Source organism: Methylomonas stagni, assembly GCF_050154735.1.
Classification (GTDB): Bacteria; Pseudomonadota; Gammaproteobacteria; order Methylococcales; family Methylomonadaceae; genus Methylomonas; species Methylomonas koyamae_A.
In genome coordinates this window covers 223,032-239,283 of the sequence record NZ_CP189557.1, presented here as the reverse complement: position 1 = coordinate 239,283, position 16,252 = coordinate 223,032, and the positions used below count along the sequence as shown (strand labels likewise).

The 16,252-nt window shown below is 55.0% G+C and carries 12 protein-coding genes and 3 tRNA genes; 11 read left to right on the top strand and 4 right to left on the bottom strand.

Going from position 1 to position 16,252, the window contains the following annotated elements; translation table 11 throughout:
- The first annotated feature begins 15 nt into the window (after positions 1-15).
- The 4 genes from ACP4CD_RS01085 (at position 16) to ACP4CD_RS01070 (ending at position 2,953) form a co-directional block, all read left to right on the top strand.
- Complete coding sequence (locus ACP4CD_RS01085) at positions 16-1,317, top strand: hypothetical protein (protein ID WP_426993034.1); 1,302 nt, start codon at positions 16-18, stop codon at positions 1,315-1,317.
- Positions 1,304-1,660, top strand: a complete 357-nt coding sequence (locus ACP4CD_RS01080) for a hypothetical protein (RefSeq protein ID WP_281020853.1) — start codon at positions 1,304-1,306, stop codon at positions 1,658-1,660. The genes ACP4CD_RS01085 and ACP4CD_RS01080 overlap by 14 nt, the downstream gene beginning before the upstream one ends.
- Entirely contained in the window at positions 1,660-2,607 is a 948-nt protein-coding gene (locus tag ACP4CD_RS01075; protein WP_426993033.1) for a glycosyltransferase family 2 protein, read from the top strand. The genes ACP4CD_RS01080 and ACP4CD_RS01075 overlap by 1 nt, the downstream gene beginning before the upstream one ends.
- A 94-nt stretch (positions 2,608-2,701) precedes the next feature.
- Complete coding sequence (locus ACP4CD_RS01070; protein ID WP_168033470.1) at positions 2,702-2,953, top strand: hypothetical protein; 252 nt, start codon at positions 2,702-2,704, stop codon at positions 2,951-2,953.
- A gap of 135 nt (positions 2,954-3,088) precedes the next feature.
- Here ACP4CD_RS01070 and ACP4CD_RS01065 read toward each other — a convergent pair whose 3' ends face one another.
- Positions 3,089-3,865, bottom strand: a complete 777-nt coding sequence (locus tag ACP4CD_RS01065; protein ID WP_426993031.1) for an FkbM family methyltransferase — start codon at positions 3,863-3,865, stop codon at positions 3,089-3,091.
- Positions 3,866-4,156: 291 nt separating this feature from the next.
- On the opposite strand from ACP4CD_RS01065, the gene uvrA reads away from it, so the two are divergent.
- The 3 genes from uvrA (at position 4,157) to ACP4CD_RS01050 (ending at position 9,124) form a co-directional block, all read left to right on the top strand.
- Entirely contained in the window at positions 4,157-6,973 is a 2,817-nt protein-coding gene (gene uvrA, locus ACP4CD_RS01060; RefSeq protein WP_426993029.1) for an excinuclease ABC subunit UvrA, read from the top strand.
- Positions 6,974-7,363: 390 nt separating this feature from the next.
- Positions 7,364-8,530 (top strand): hypothetical protein, encoded by a 1,167-nt coding sequence (locus tag ACP4CD_RS01055; protein WP_426993028.1) that lies wholly within the window; start codon positions 7,364-7,366, stop codon positions 8,528-8,530.
- A 147-nt stretch (positions 8,531-8,677) separates the two neighbouring features.
- The gene (locus ACP4CD_RS01050) at positions 8,678-9,124 is read left to right on the top strand and encodes a hypothetical protein (protein WP_426993027.1); all 447 of its coding nucleotides are present in this window, start codon (positions 8,678-8,680) and stop codon (positions 9,122-9,124) included.
- Positions 9,125-9,293: 169 nt separating this feature from the next.
- Here ACP4CD_RS01050 and ACP4CD_RS01045 read toward each other — a convergent pair whose 3' ends face one another.
- The 3 genes from ACP4CD_RS01045 to ACP4CD_RS01035 are packed head-to-tail and all read right to left on the bottom strand — an operon-like array spanning position 9,294 to position 15,001.
- Positions 9,294-12,599 carry an efflux RND transporter permease subunit gene (locus ACP4CD_RS01045; RefSeq protein WP_426993025.1) on the bottom strand — a complete coding sequence of 1,102 codons (3,306 nt, stop codon included), beginning with the start codon at positions 12,597-12,599 and terminating at the stop codon, positions 9,294-9,296.
- Positions 12,596-13,687 carry an efflux RND transporter periplasmic adaptor subunit gene (locus tag ACP4CD_RS01040; protein WP_426993023.1) on the bottom strand — a complete coding sequence of 364 codons (1,092 nt, stop codon included), beginning with the start codon at positions 13,685-13,687 and terminating at the stop codon, positions 12,596-12,598. The genes ACP4CD_RS01045 and ACP4CD_RS01040 overlap by 4 nt, the downstream gene beginning before the upstream one ends.
- 15 nt (positions 13,688-13,702) lie before the next feature.
- Positions 13,703-15,001, bottom strand: a complete 1,299-nt coding sequence (locus tag ACP4CD_RS01035) for a TolC family protein (protein WP_281020859.1) — start codon at positions 14,999-15,001, stop codon at positions 13,703-13,705.
- Between the two features lie 233 nt (positions 15,002-15,234).
- On the opposite strand from ACP4CD_RS01035, the gene ACP4CD_RS01030 reads away from it, so the two are divergent.
- The 4 genes from ACP4CD_RS01030 to ACP4CD_RS01015 all read left to right on the top strand — a co-directional run bounded on the left by ACP4CD_RS01030 (position 15,235) and on the right by ACP4CD_RS01015 (position 16,163).
- Entirely contained in the window at positions 15,235-15,777 is a 543-nt protein-coding gene (locus tag ACP4CD_RS01030; protein ID WP_071155652.1) for a hypothetical protein, read from the top strand.
- 50 nt (positions 15,778-15,827) lie between these two features.
- A tRNA-Gly gene (locus ACP4CD_RS01025) sits at positions 15,828-15,903 on the top strand.
- A gap of 47 nt (positions 15,904-15,950) precedes the next feature.
- A tRNA-Cys gene (locus ACP4CD_RS01020) sits at positions 15,951-16,024 on the top strand.
- A gap of 63 nt (positions 16,025-16,087) precedes the next feature.
- Positions 16,088-16,163, top strand: a tRNA-Gly gene (locus tag ACP4CD_RS01015).
- The last annotated feature ends 89 nt before the right edge of the window (positions 16,164-16,252 follow it).

Below are 16,252 nucleotides of genomic sequence, written 5' to 3'. Positions count from 1 at the left end.
AACTTGTTAAATCCGATGACACTGCGGGCAAAACCCTATTCTGCGGCAATGTTTGCCGCTTTCGTTTTCGTCTGCGGACTGCTGCCGCGTTTGAGCTACGTATACTCGATGGAAATCGACTACCCGTTTCGAGCCGACGCCGGCAAATATCTGCAACTGGCAATCAATTTGGTCGAAAATCACGGTTATTCGCTGGCCGAATCGGCCCCGTTTACGCCATCCACGTTGATCAGTCCCGGCTATCCGGCCTTTCTAGCGGCAATATTGGACGCTACCGGTGACATCCAGCACTTTTACAATACCGTTTTACTGAGTCAGGCGCTTCTATCCAGCCTGACCGTCGTGGGCGCGTTCTACTTGGCGTTACGGATCGGTGGCTTGCAAGCCGCAGTCCCTGCCGGTTTGTTGGTCGCGCTGTCGCCACAATTGATTATCGGAGCGGGCTATATCCTGACAGAAACCTTGTCGAGCTTCTTGATCACATTCTGCTTGGCCCTGCTGCTTGCCGGGTTTTCGAGAGGTCGCCCGACCCTATTCGTGGCATGCGGCGTGGTATTGGCTTTAGCGGCTTACGTCCGCCCGGCTGTATTGCTGCTTCCCGGCACGCTGCTGCCGCTGGCTTGGTGGACCCGAAACCATTTAAAAAATTGCCTGATCATGGCTGTGACCGCCGCAGTGATTTGGTCACCCTGGCAAATTTGGCAATCCAAACACCGCCAAGCCGGAGAAGTCAGTTTGGCTGCGGCGGCCCTGACCTTGGGCGGTTACCCCGACTTAATTTTTAAAAGCCCGGAGTTTAAAGCGTATCCCTACCGAGAAGACCCCCAATATGCGGCCATGAGCCAAAGCTTGGGTGAGGCCTATCGGGTCATTCGCGAGCGCGCCGCAGCGGAACCCTGGAAATTTTTAAATTGGTATGTGTTCGGTAAGCCGATGATGTACTGGCAAGCCGAAGAAGTGGCCGGCCCTGGCGGCCCGTACGTTTATAACATCAATTCGTCGGTATTTACCCGGCAAGCCATTCCGGCGGCCAGCTTGAACGGCATGATGGCGCTGCATCCGTTCATCATCGCGCTGACGGCCGCCGCTTGCCTTTGGACTCTGATCGACCTTTGCCGCCGCCGCTCGAGTCCCGCGACCCAGCCGGCGTGGTTGCTTTGCGCGGCGCTGGTCGTCTATTTCACCGCCGTTCATACCGTGTTGGCGCCGCTACCGCGTTACGCCTTCCCGATCTATCCGATCGCATACGCGCTGGCTGCCGGTCTGGTCGCGCGCATGCCCGCTTGGCTGAGGAGGCGCGCCGATGAAACCACTTAGTCTGTTGTTGTGCCTGACTGTAACGCTGGCGTTGGCGGCCGGTCAGTTACTGTTTAAAAAGGCCGCAACCTCAATTTCAACCGCTACTCTCAGCGCCGGACTGCTGGATGCCCTGCGCAATCCCTATTTACTCGGCGGCCTGCTGTTATACGCACTGACCACTGGCTTGTGGGTGTACGTCCTAAATTCGGTTCCGCTAGGCAAGGCTTATCCGTTCACCGCGGCAGCCTACTTAATCGTGCCGCTGGCCGCGCACCATCTGTTTGGCGAAGTCTGGAATTTACAAATGTTATTCGGCTCGCTAATGATCGTCGCCGGCATCGTCGCGATAGGAAGCGCCTGATGCGGATTGCGGTAGTGATTCCCTGTTACAAGACCGGCGCCGAAGTACTGCGAGTATTAACCCGGATCGGTCCGCAAGTGTCGGCGATCTATTTGGTGGACGACGCCTGCCCCGAACGAACCGCCGACTGGGTCGAACAACACCTCAGCGATCCGCGCCTGAAAATTCTGCGTCACGCTATAAACCAAGGCGTCGGCGGAGCGGTAATCTCCGGCATCCGCGCCGCGTTGGCCGACTACACCGACATCATCGTCAAAATCGACGGCGACGGCCAGATGGACCCCGCCCTGATCGATAAATTCGTCGAACCGATTCGCTTGGGACGAGCCGACTATTGCAAGGGCAACCGCTTTTACCGGCTGGATTATCTGCACGGCATGCCGACTTTGCGTCTATTGGGTAACACCCTATTGTCGTTCATCGCCAAAATGTCGACCGGTTATTGGAACATCATGGACCCCACCAACGGCTACGTCGCGATACACGCCAAAATCGCCGAGGAATTGCCGCTCGACAAACTGTCTCGGCGCTTTTTCTTCGAATCCGATCTGCTATTTCGTTTGAACGTGATGCGGGCGGTGGTCGAGGACGTTCCGATGCGCGCGGTTTACGCCAACGAGGTGAGCAACCTGTCAATCGGCCGCATCGTCTTCGAATTTTCCGGGCTGTATTTAAACCGTTTTTTCAAGCGACTGTTTTACAGTTATTTTCTCCGCGGTTTTAATGCCGCCTCAATCATGTTTATCAGCGGCTCGATCTTATTCGGCGGCGGCGCCTTGTTCGGCGCCTGGCATTGGTACCACAACAGCATGGCCGGGGTATTATCCAGCGCAGGTACCGTGATGTTGGCGGTGCTGCCTATCGTGTTAGGCTTCCAATTATTACTTGGCGCGATTCAGATCGACATTCAAAGCGAACCCCGCCTGCCGATACACGGCAAACTTTGAAAGCGCGCCCAACCCGCACGTCGCGCGCGGCATCGTTGCCTAGGCCCTCGCCCCGCTATTCGGCTTTGCCCTGACCGGATTCAGCCCGTATAGCATGCAGACTGTCAGTCAGGTGGTCGATCAAGTATTGGCGCAGCCCGAAGGCGAGCGCTGGACGCCGCTAGTCAACGCGCGCAAGGACGAGCACGTGTACTACTGGAAGACCCTGGGCTTTTCGCGCGCCCGCATCAACTCGGTTGACCGAATCCTTCGAAACCGCCTGGCGCTTGTCGGAGGGCTTGGCTATTGCGACTTCGAAGGAAAGTGGCGAGCAACTCTGCTGTTGTTCTCCGAGCGCTACGCCTGACCCAATTGAGATAGCCAGAACGTACGCCAACATTTAGATCCGCAACAGGCGTAACACAATCCCGACAAGAGTCTGGATGGAGTGGCGGAGATAGACATATCCTATGTGTTTCCAGATAATCTGCGCATTTGCATGTCATTCATCGCGGGTAAACAGCAAGTATTCCGCCCAGTTTGACTCAATAAAACCATAAGGCTGAAGAGCTCGCCGAATCGCCTCCGTACAACCGGGACGGAATCTATCGTGTACTTCTATGGCGAGCATTCCAACCCGGTCTATCCAATCGTCAACACCATCGTTGAAAACTTCATACTCACTCCCCTCAATGTCTATCTTCAGTAAATCGATTCTAGCGTATGAATATTCTTCCAATATATCTTTCACACCCAACGCGCTTATCGACCGACCATCCGACACAGATTGCTCAGATACCTGAAAAGCCCAGGATTCGGCCCCAGGATTTGTGACGAAAATATCGGTTTTTTTAGACCAAAGCCCCTTCAAAACTGCCTTGACATTAGGATAGTCCGCAGTATTTCTCCGTAATAGTTCGAAATTTTGCCGGTCAATCTCCAACGCCAATATTTCCGCCCGAGGAAACCGATGTGCAAACACGACGCTAGCCAATCCAATGTTGGCACCAGCATCGACGATCACTCGAGGTTCACCAGAAATGGGGAAATCAGCTTGAAGTTCCTTAAAAATCTGCATAAACACTTCCGGATCGGAAGTACCGGCCCGAAGAGTTATCGGTTTAGAAATACCTGGCACTTTAACAACAACTTCACTGTTCGCAGGTAAAGACCAAAGTGCTTTACGCATGACCATCGCAATTTTCAGGCCGTGCCATATACCGAACCGCTCTCGCCAAGGCCGAGCCCAGTTGTAAAAATCCATGATCTTGCCGGACATTAATCCCCCAAAGGTCGGATTTAAGCTTTGAAATACATCGTCAACAACCGAATCATAGCACTGCTATTCCATTGATAACCAATGTAGGTTTCGGAGTTCAACAAACAGTCTCTTCTGAGTCCGCTAATAAGCCGCCCCGAAATCCGGATGACCAAACAAAAGACGTTCAAATTCGGAAAAACTTAGGATTTGCCATTATCCGGACCAAGGATAAATTACGCAGCCTTCTTTACCCAGACTCGGGCCAACCTTTATAGTATCGAGCTGTGTAAATTTTCACTATGCTCAGCAATGGACACCATAAGCATACGCGGCGCCCGCACCCACAATCTAAAGAACATCGACATCGACCTACCGCGCGACAAGTTGATCGTCATTACCGGCCTGTCCGGTTCCGGCAAGTCGTCGCTGGCTTTCGATACCATTTACGCCGAGGGCCAACGTCGTTACGTCGAGTCGCTGTCGGCCTACGCCCGCCAGTTCTTGTCGATGATGGAGAAGCCGGACGTCGACCATATCGAAGGCTTGTCGCCGGCGATTTCCATCGAGCAAAAATCCACCTCGCACAACCCGCGCTCGACCGTCGGAACGATCACCGAGATTTACGATTATCTGCGTCTGCTATACGCCAGGGTCGGCATTCCGCGCTGTCCGGAGCACGGCGTATCGCTGGAAGCGCAGACTGTCAGCCAAATGGTCGATCAAGTATTGGCGCAGCCCGAAGGCGAGCGCTGGATGCTGCTGGCGCCGGTGGTCAACGCGCGTAAGGGCGAGCATGTGCTGTTGCTGGAAGACTTGAAGGCCCAGGGCTTTTTACGCGCCCGCATCGACGGCGAAGTCTACGAGTTGGACGAGCCCCCTGCCCTGGATTTAAAGAAAAAACACACCATCGAAGTCATCGTCGATCGCTTTAAAATCCGCGACGACATTCAACTGCGGCTGGCCGAATCCTTCGAAACCGCATTGCGGCTGTCGGAAGGCCTGGCGATTGCCGCGTCGATGGAAACCGACCAGCAACTGCTGTTCTCGGAACGTTACGCCTGCCCCCACTGCGGCTACAGCCTCAGCGAACTCGAACCGCGCATCTTTTCGTTCAACAATCCGAAAGGCGCTTGCCCCAGTTGCGACGGCCTCGGAGTGCGCCAGCATTTCGATCCGCAACTGGTGGTACACAATCCGGAGATCAGCCTGGCCGGCGGCGCGGTGCGCGGCTGGGATCGGCGCAACGCCTATTACTACCAAATCATTTGTGCCTTGGCCGCGCATTACGGTTTCGATCCGGAAGCGCCGTTCTCGCATATTCCCAAAACCGTCCAAGCCGCGATTCTGTATGGTAGCGGCGACGAGACCATCGCCTTTCAATTCCAAATGGGCAACGGCAAGGCCAAAACCAGCCGGCACAGCTTCGAAGGCATCATTCCCAACATGGAGCGCCGCTACCGCGAGAGCGATTCGCAGATGGTACGCGATGAACTGGCCAAGTATCTGGCGCAGCAGACCTGCACGGTCTGCGACGGCGCGCGCCTGAATTTAGCGGCGCGCAACGTGTTCGTCGAAGGCCGTCCCCTTCATCACATCACCCGCTTGCCGATTCGGGAGACATTGGCTTTCTTCCAGACGCTGACGATTCCCGGCCATCGCGGCGAAATCGCCGCCAAAATCAACAAGGAAATCCAGGAAAGGCTGGAGTTTTTAGTCAACGTCGGTCTGGATTACCTGACCCTGGACCGCAGCGCCGACACGCTGTCCGGCGGCGAAGCGCAACGCATCAGGCTGGCTAGCCAAATTGGCGCCGGCCTGGTCGGCGTGATGTACGTGCTGGACGAACCGTCAATCGGTTTGCACCAGCGCGACAACGAACGCTTGCTGAATACGCTATTCAGATTGCGCGACTTGGGCAACACCGTGATCGTCGTCGAACACGACGAAGACGCCATTCGCGCCGCCGACCACGTGGTCGATATCGGCCCCGGCGCCGGCGTGCACGGCGGTCAAATCGTCGCGCAAGGCACGCCCGCGCAAATTCTGGCCGACGCCAACTCGCTGACCGGCCAATACCTGTCGGGCGCGGAAACCATCGCAGTGCCGAAGAAGACCACACCCAACGATACTGCCCGGCAATTGACGATCAAGGGCGCCTCCGGCAACAACCTGAAAAACGTCACTGCCAGCTTCCCGGTCGGTTTGCTGACCTGCGTCACCGGCGTGTCCGGTTCCGGCAAATCGACGCTGATCAACGACACCCTATACAGCCACGCCGCCCGCGTCATCAACGGCGCCAGTTGTATTCCGGCGCCGTGCGCGGCCATCGAAGGCTTGGAGCAATTCGACAAGGTGGTGGACATCGATCAAAGCCCGATCGGCCGTACCCCCCGCTCGAATCCGGCCACCTACACCGGCATTTTCACGCCGATCAGAGAGTTGTTTTCTGCAGTGCCGGAAGCGCGTTCTCGCGGCTACAATCCCGGTCGCTTCAGCTTCAACGTCAAGGGCGGCCGCTGTGAAGCCTGTGCCGGCGACGGCGTGATCAAGGTGGAAATGCACTTTCTGCCTGACATTTTCGTGCCCTGCGACATCTGCCACGGCAAGCGGTACAACCGGGAAACCCTGGAAATCCGCTACAAAGGCAAGACGATACACGAAGTCTTGGAAATGACCGTCGAAGACGCTGCGGCGTTTTTCTCGGCGATTCCCAGCCTGGCGCGCAAGCTGCAGACCTTGATTGATGTCGGCTTGAGCTACATCACCCTTGGCCAGAACGCCGTGACCCTGTCCGGTGGCGAAGCGCAACGGGTCAAGCTGGCGAAAGAACTATCCAAACGCGACACGGGCACCACTCTATATATTCTCGACGAACCCACCACCGGCCTGCACTTCCACGACATCAAGCAGTTGCTCAGCGTGCTGCATACCCTACGCGACCACGGCAACACCTTGATCGTCATCGAACACAACCTGGATGTGATCAAAACCGCCGACTGGATCGTCGACATGGGGCCGGAAGGCGGTAGCGGCGGCGGCACGCTGATGGCGGAAGGCACGCCCAAGCAAATTGCCAAACATAAGACGTCGCATACCGGCAGGTATTTGCAGCGGTTTTTTAGTTGATAAAACTTGCTGGCTGTTGGCTGACTGATTAGGATGACTTTATACCGAGTAGCCAGTCCCTGGTTCCCACGCGCTGCGTGGGAACCAAAAAGCACCGCGCTACGGTGCCAGAATGACCGCGCCGCGGTCAAGCCAGACGTTCCAACGCGCTGCGTTGGAACGAGGAAACCAACGGGTTCCGCCGCGTTGCGGTTAGCCTTTAGCCGGCTCAATGATTGGCTGGCAAAAGCCAAATGCTGGCGGCCTTTTGCGTGAATTTAAACGACGGCCAGTCGAACGCGCCTGGGTCCTGTTAGGATAAGATTGGTATACCGTCCAATTTTGGATGATATACAGAAACTACTTAATTACTTGTTAGGCGCTAAAATTTATTTTTCAAATTTACAATTTATGGACAGTCTTAAGCTAAACCAATTCCAATCATACTTTGATGAGCAGACCGGCGATAAGCTTACATTATGGTTTGGTCAGCATGTCTTTACGGTAGATGGAATTTTGGTTTCATTGAATAATGTTCCATTGCTCAGAAATGAAAACACCGGAGAAGTTCACCTGCCGGACAAAACTAAGCACATGATTAAGTATTTTGTAGAAGAGGCTAAAAAACACAAAAAGCCTGGAATATTTTTAACGCCAAAAGCCTTAGACACCAAAAGATATAATTTTGCCGATAAATTCGATTTTATATATTCTCAGATAGATTATGAATACATTCCGGGTCTAATGAGGTCTTGGAATGAAGGGTTCTTGACGCCTGTGTTTTTTAATTTATCTGTTCTCAATAAGTATTCTCAGAACCCTGACTACACGCTGGATTTATTCTCAGAAACATATGGAAGCATATGGCGAGGACAAGATTGGCATATTGCTTTCGGAATTAACAAGAACAATAAGGTAATCATGTGGCTTGGAGATATAGATAGCCTTCCCGACAGTGAAAAATATTATCTTAGATCAGAAAATCTTCCATCAGATCATGATATCCATTCAGAATTTTATGAAGCACAAATAGATGTGCAGTGGTCTGAGGCATCTAAACAATCGACCCTTTTTCACCTAAGAAAAAGCCTGAACGATGCTGTTCGCCAATCGATTAACTTTGATTTATATATGCTTGAAGGCGAAGTAAGCAAAGTAATATCTAATTTGCATCGGCCAGTCTTTTGGGAAGATAAACATGTCGGCCCTGTCATAGAATCATTTAATCGTATATTTGTTGAAAGCCTTAATAGCAAGGCAATAAAAGACGACATAAAGTCTATTTCTGCTAGTGCCGATATAAAAAACAAAGGATCTCTCAAGTTATTCGAGCTATGGATTGAATTGCGCCAAAAATTAGCCAATACAAAAGATATTGCATGCCCTTTCTATGTTCTATATGATTTCCGCATTATTACATGTCATCTTCAGTCTGAGGAAAGTAAATTTGACACATTAAAATCAATAAACTCTAGACTCGGATTAACCGAAGATAATACAAGTTACGAAATCATATATGATGCACTTATTTCATCGTTATCAAATTCTTACAGAACGATGATCGACTCAAATATATAGCCCGCGCAGCATAAAGGTCGGTGTGTCGCGGGTATCCGTACAGCCTAACATGGCGCTGCACCGGACTCCGCTTCGCTCCGCCGGTGAGCTTTATCGTTAGGCTTTCCGCAAACACACGCATTTGCTATTCGCTCAGATTTTTGAACCATGAACATTGATCCCCACAAACTTCATGAGTTGCTCAACTACTGCATCGACTTTGCAAAGACGATGCTGAACAACTCTGGCGAGTTCTATCCGTTCGGTGCAGCAGTAGGCATTGATGGCCAGGTAAAAGCCGTTGGTGGATATGACGGAAAAGAGCACCCAAACCCACAAGACATTTATCGCCTGCTCGGCGAGAGCTTTACCAGCAACGCACAGACGGGCGAAATATGCGCCGCAGCTCTTGCTGCCAATGTCAACATTCCGCAGGAGTATCAGGCACCGGTTCCCGATGGGCTGCGCGTCCACCTAGAATGCGATGGCTTCTCTCGGTTCATCTATGTCCCTTACGAACTGGAACGGAAGGGCATCTTTCGCAAGACAACTGAGGCCAAGTTCTATGAGCCAATTCCTGTCGAAATTGGGCCCGCATTTTTCCGTCCAGCGTAACCCGGCAATGCGTGCTTCTACGCGGTGTTGTCCGATGCGTGATTCGCCGTCTGAGGCACCTGTCACCAGCCTAACGAACCACGATCCAACAAAAAGGCCGTCAATCGACGGCCTTAGTCAGTCTTAACAATACGCAGCCTACCCCACCGGCCAGACCCTAACCCGGCCTTTACTCTTCGAGCGCGACTTCCTTGGGCATATTCCTATTAATCAGAAAATACACCAACGGAATTACCACCAGCGAGAACAACGTGGATGCGATGATGCCGAAGATGAAGCTCCAGGCCAAGCCGGAAAAGATCGGGTCGAGCACGATCATCACCGAGCCCAGCACGGCCGACGCGGCGGTCAGAAAGATCGGGTTCAAACGGGTGGCGCCGGCTTCGATAATGGCGTCGGCCAGACTGATGTCTGGGTTGCCCCGATAGATGTTCTCGATGAAGTCGATCAGAATGATGGAGTTGCGCACAACAATGCCGGCCAGCGCGATCATGCCTATCATCGCGGTGGCGGTGAAGTACACCGGATCGGCATATTGGCCGACGTCCGACGCGAACAGATTGATGAACCAAAAGCCGGGCATGATGCCGATCACGGTCAACGGAATCGCGATCATCATGATCAGCGGCACACCCAGCGAGCCGGTTTGGCCGACCAGCAGGATGTAGATCATCACCATCGCCGCCGCGAAGGCCAAACCTAGGTCGCGGAACACGTCCACGGTAATTTTCCATTCGCCCTCGCCGGCCATTTCGGCGCGATAACCGGGCGGCAGCGGTTTTTCTTCCAACTTGTCGCCCAAATCCCACACTGCCTCGACCGGACTGCGGCCGGCCATTTCGCCGAGCACGTAGGACACCCGCTCCAGGTTTTTATGATAGATGGTCTGATCGCCGTGATCGTGCTCGAAGCGGCCGATTTCGCCCAGCCGCACCAGCTTGCCCTGCCCGGTTTTAACCGACAGCGCCAGCAAATCGGCCTCCGACGAACGGGCCGAACGCGGCAAGCGCAGCTCGATCAACAGCGGCTGGCGCTCGCTGGCAATATGCAAGGTGCCGGCAACCCCACCGTCCACGGCCAATTTCAGACTGTTGGCGACTTGCTCGGTAGTGATGCCAAGCCACGCGGCCTTGTCCTGATCGAGCATGAAATGCAAGCGGTCTTGCGGCGCTTCGACGTAATCGTCGACATCGACCACGCCTTCGGTTTGTTCCAATTCAGCCCGCACCCGGTTGGAAACCTTGATGATGTCCTGATAGCTCGCTTCCGGTGGACCGTAGAGCTCCGCGACCACGCTGGACAATACCGGAGGCCCCGGCGGCATTTCGACGATCTTGATGTTGGCGCCGTATTGGCGTTCGATTTTGTCGATCTCGGGCCTCATTCTTAATGCAATCGCATGCGACTGTTGTTCGCGGCGAGTCTTATCGACGAATACCACGCGGATGTCGCCGACGTAAGCGCCTTGGCGCAAATAGTAATGCCGCACCAAACCGTTGAAATCCATCGGCGAGGCCAAACCGACATAGCTTTGATAATTGGCGACCTCGTTGACGGTGGCCAGATAGCGCCCGACCGCCGCCGCGACTTCGTCGGTGGCTTCCAGCGACGAGCCGCGCGGCATGTCGATGACCAATTGCAGCTCGTTTTTATTGTCGAACGGCAAGAGTTTCAGCGGCACGACGCGGAACACCGCCATCAACGCCGACAACACGAAGGCAATGAATACGATCAGCAAAAACCCCTTGGCCTTGGCTTGATTGCCCAACAGCGGCCGCATGATGGCTTGATACAGCTTGAAGCCGCGCGTGTCGTGTAGTTTGAACTCGGGACCATGATCCTTGCCGTAATCGCCTTTCAGTAGTTTGTAGCTGGCCCAAGGTGTAACGGTAAAGGCGATCAGCAACGACATCAGCATCGCGATCGGCACGTTGAAGGCCATCGGCGCCATGTAGGGGCCCATCATGCCGGTGATGAAAAACATCGGCACGAAGGACATGATCACCGCGAAGGTCGCCAATATCGTCGGCGGACGAATCTCGTTGACCGCGGTCAGCAAGGCTTGCAGCGGCGGTTCCTTGCGCATCTTGTAATGGCGATGGATGTTCTCGACATCGACGATCGGGTCGTCGACCAACAAGCCCAAGGACAAGATCAACGCGAACAGCGTAACCCGATTGATGGTGTAACCGAAGATCAGATCCAGCAGCAGCGTTACAGCGAACGTCATCGGCACCGCCAACGACACGATTAGCGATTCCTTAAAACCCAAGGACAAGGCCAGCAACACGATGATGGTCAAAATCGCGATGCTCAAGTGCATCACCAGTTCGTTGACCTTATGGTTGGCGGTTTCGCCGTAGTTGCGGGTGACGTTGATTTGCACATCATCCGGTATCAGCGTGCCGTGTAATTGTTCGGTTAGCGCCAACACCTGTTCGGCGACGGCTACCGCGTTGGCACCCTTGCGCTTGGCGATCGCGATGGTCGCCATTTGCCTTTCCTCGCCCGCCAGGGATGATGGAAATGCGGCAGCGGGTCCGCCGCCGATTTGCACCTGTTGCCCGGAAGCATATCCAACCGTTTCCGCTTCATGCGCCGCCGGACCAAAACCAATTCGGGTGTAGTAGTCGGTATCTTGCGGACCGTCGAGGATTTCGGCGACGTCACGCAGATAAACCAAACGGCCGCCGACGTTTTTCAACACCGTGGCGCCGACGGCTTCGAGGTTTTGATACTGTGGCCCCGCTTCCAGCAAGATGTCTTTTCCGGCTTGATTGAAATGACCGATTTGCAGATTGGCATTGCCTTGCGACAAGGCCTGCCGCAGCTCCGCCAAATCCAGACCGGCGGCTTGCAGCTTGGCGGGGTCGGGGTATACCGAAATCATCCTGGGCGCCGCGCCGACCACCCAACTTTTGCCGATGTCATCGATCGCGCGCAGGCGTTCGATCAATTCCTCGGCGATCCGGCGAACCGCCATGCTGTCTTCGCCGGCCTTGGGGCTGGACAAGCTCAGCAGCACGATAGGCACGTCGTCGATTTCGACCGGTTTGACCACCCAATCGGTGACGCCCGGCGGGATGATGTCCAGATTGGCCTGCAATTTATCGTGGGTTTTGATCAAACTATCGACGATGCTTTGGCCCACCTCGTAGCGCACCGTGACCAGCGCCTGACCGGGACTGGAGGCTGAGTAAACGTATTCGACGCCCTGAATTTGCTTTAGGAACACTTCCAGCGGCGTCGTGACGCGTTTCTCGACTTCCTCCGCCGTCGCGCCGGGATATTTGACGAACACATCCATCACCGGCACGACGATTTGCGGATCTTCCTCGCGCGGCGTCAGTATCAGTGCCGCCGCGCCGGCCAGCAGCGAGATCAGCAGGAATAGCAGGGACAGATGCGACGTGGTAAACAGCCGGACAATCGCCACCGTCAGCGTGTCTTTTTTGGCCTCGTTGCTCGAACTCATAAGGCTAGCTCGCTATCCGCCAGGATGGTTTCGCCGTCGCGCAGGCCGGTCAGTACTTCCAGCCGCTCGCCGTAACGCTTGCCGGTGCGAATGTGCCGGATATGCCAAGTGCCGTTTTCGACCACGCGTACCGCCTGCAACTGGCCGAAATTCAGTACCGCGCCGGCCGGGATCAATAGGGCCGATTCGGCCGTATCGCAAGGCAGCGCCAACGTGGCGAACTGACCGTGCTGCAAACCGGGCGTGGCCGGCAAATCGATTTTGACCAGACGGGTGCGGGTTTGCGGATCGACTTCCGGGGCCAATTCGGCCACTCGGCCGATCAGATCAACGCCGTCGATACGCACCGCCGCGGTATCGCCCAAACCGATGCGGCCGCTACAAGCGCTGGCAACCGACACTTCCAATCGAAGCGCATCGGGCTGGTGAAAGCTGACCAGTGCCTGACCGGGCGCGCTCATATCGCCGGGATCTTGGTAACGTTCGCCCACCACGCCGTCGAACGGCGCGTACAACACGTTTTCGGCCATCATCACCTGACTTTGCCGAGCCGAGCTGGCGGCCTGTTCGGCCAAGGCCCTGGCCGCCTTCGCCCGAGCCAGCGCGGCGTCATAGCTTTGTCGGGTCGCGGCTTGTTTTTCGAACAGTTCGCTAGCGCGTTTTTCGTCAGCCGCCGCTTGCACGGCCTGAGCCTGAGCCGCTGCCTGCGCCGAAACCGCCGCACTATAGGCGGCACGCGGGTCGCGGTCGTCCAGTTTGGCGATCACCTCGCCTTTTTTCAGCCTGTCTCCGACCTTAACCGGAATCTCCACTATTCGCGCGGAAAATTTCGGACTGATCTTGACAGCCTGACGCGAGCGCACCACGCCCTGCCATTCCAACAGCCGATCTGCACCGGCCAACGAGACCCGGTAAGTTCGAGCGCCGGACGGCACCGAATTAACGGCGGCCGGAGTTGTGCCGACTTCGGTTTTTTCTGGGCCGCCGATGATGCCCAATGCGACGAAAATAACCAACAACAGCGCCGAAACGGCGGCCAGCGGAATTGCCCAAGCAGGCAACGCGGAATGAGTATTCGAAGAGGTCATGTTCCTTCCTGAAGTTTATTGCCAAGCACCGTAAGCCTGCTTGAGTTCCGCATCGGCGCGCAACGCGTCGTATCGGGCGTTGATTTGCCTGGTGTGGGCCTTGTCTCTAGCCACTTCGGCTTCGATATAGCGGGTAACCGTCACGACGCCAGCCTGATATTGCTCGCTGACCTGCCTCAGGGCTTCTTCGGCCGCCAACACCGCGACGCCCGCGACTTGCACGCGATTCAGGGCTTCCGACAGTTTCAGGCGCGCGCTATGCAACTCGTTTTCGATACGTAACCGGGTCTGACGCGCCGCTTCTTGGGCGGCGATCAATTCGTGCTCGGCCTTTTTGATGCGTTCTTGCGTGGCGAAACCTGAAAACAAGTCCAGCTCGACCGTGACGCCGGCAGTGACATTGTCGCGATTGGCACTGAAAGCCAAGTCCCGGCTGTCGGAGCCGTAACTGACGTAAGCATCGGCGCGCGGTAAATGCGCGCCTTGCGCGGCCGAAAGTTGCCGTTCGGCGATTTCGACTCGTTTTTGAGCCGCCTGTAATTCCGGATGGGTCCGCGCTTGATCCAACAGCTCTTCGTAAGTCGCCGGCGTGGTCGGTAACGCGGCCTCCGCCTCCGCTATCGACAATGGCTCGCCGGCACCCAAGCCGAGCAAGGTTTTCAACATGTTCTGCGCCAGTTCGATGGCGTTGGCCGCTTGAATTTCCGCATCCTTGGCTTCGGCCAATTGGACCTCCAGCGACAAGACTTCCGACTTCAGCAAGGTGCCCGCCTCGTAACGCAAGCGGGATTGGCGCAACTCGCTGTCAACCGCGTCGACCGCGCCGATACTGATCTTGTGCGCCGCGACCGCGGCCAGTTCGCCGTAATAGGCGGCGGTCACGTTATTCAGCAAATGATTGCGAAGCGCCGATTTTTCCAGCTCCGACGCCTCAACGCCCAGCTCTGCGGCCTTACCGAGATAGTAATCCCGACCGCCGCGAAACAGCGAATAACTAGCCGTGACTTGGGGGCGATAGTTATCCACGCCACCTGGGTGGTTAAAATCACCGCTGTTAAAATCGAGCCGCCGCTGAGCGATGATCATCGCGAACGCTTGCGCCGGATTGTCGCTGTGCTGGTAGGACAAGCTGGCTTTGACCTGCGGATAAAAACTGGCCAAGGCTTCGCCGAGTTGAGCATTCGCCTGCTCGATTCTAGCTTGCAGAATGCTGAGTTCGGGATTGCCGGCCAACGCTTGATCGATGGCCCGCTCCAATGTGTAAACCGAGCCGGCCGACTCGGCATGGGCCGTCAAACCCAATGACGAAGCCATCAGCAAGACTGCGAAACGTGTACCTGTTGTGTGCATGGCGTTGAAATGGGGGTAATTAAGTATTTCCTAATATATAGCCAAGCCGAGCATTTTTCCAGCCTTAAATTCATAAGACCTCGCAAGCTACCCCTCAAAAATAAACGACTTTTAAACGAATGCTTGAAATGTTTGGTCAGCATGGTAACTTTAGCGGCCCGTCCCATAATAATAACTAGCTTAAGAGGAAACATCGCATGAGCCTTGAAGAAAACACCAACGACACAGAGAACAGCAGCCCTGCCGAGGAACCCAATCAACCGGCATCAGTTGCGGAACCTGCCGCGGCCCCTGTCGAAGCCGGAGCGGCTAACGCTTTGGCGACCATATTGGCCCTGAAGGAATCCAATCCGAAAGTATTTTACGGCGGCGTCGGCGGCGTGGCCTTGCTGTTGCTCTTGATGATCTTTAGCGGCGGATCGAACCCCAAATTGCCCGTTCATCAGCAAAAACCGCTGGTCGTTGGACAAAGTTACGTTCTGAAAAGCCCGAATACTTACGATCCGAATGCCACGGTCAGACTGGTTGGCGTCCCTGGCTCTTTGGCGGCTTACGACGATACCGAGGAAAACGACCGCGACGGCGCATGCAAACATATGCCGATGAATTCGCCGGTCAAGTTGTTACAAATCCAGAACGATACCACCGACAAAAACCTGGTTTGGGCCGAAGTCGAAATTACCGCCAGCGGCGAATGCCAAGGCCGTCGCGCCTGGACTTCCGGCATCAACCTGCAATAACTGTTGACTTAAAAAATTTACACCCTATAATACGCCGGATCGGAAACAAAGCGGGAATAGCTCAGTTGGTAGAGCACAACCTTGCCAAGGTTGGGGTCGCGAGTTCGAGTCTCGTTTCCCGCTCCAAATTTTAAAGCCGCGCCGCTACGCGGCTTTTTTGTTGGACCTTAAACGGCTGCGTAGCAAAGTGGTTATGCAGCGGCCTGCAAAGCCGTATACACCGGTTCGATTCCGGTCGCAGCCTCCATAGGTATTGGACCGATGTCGATATCAAACCGACATTTTCCCAAACGGGCAATGTCATCTTCAAGCGGGAATAGCTCAGTTGGTAGAGCACAACCTTGCCAAGGTTGGGGTCGCGAGTTCGAGTCTCGTTTCCCGCTCCAAATCGTCCATTTCTTCGTCATTCTTATCGCATCCGAGCCGCTCGTACAGGCTGGATTCAGCGACATATCGGATTGAGCCAAACCCGCCG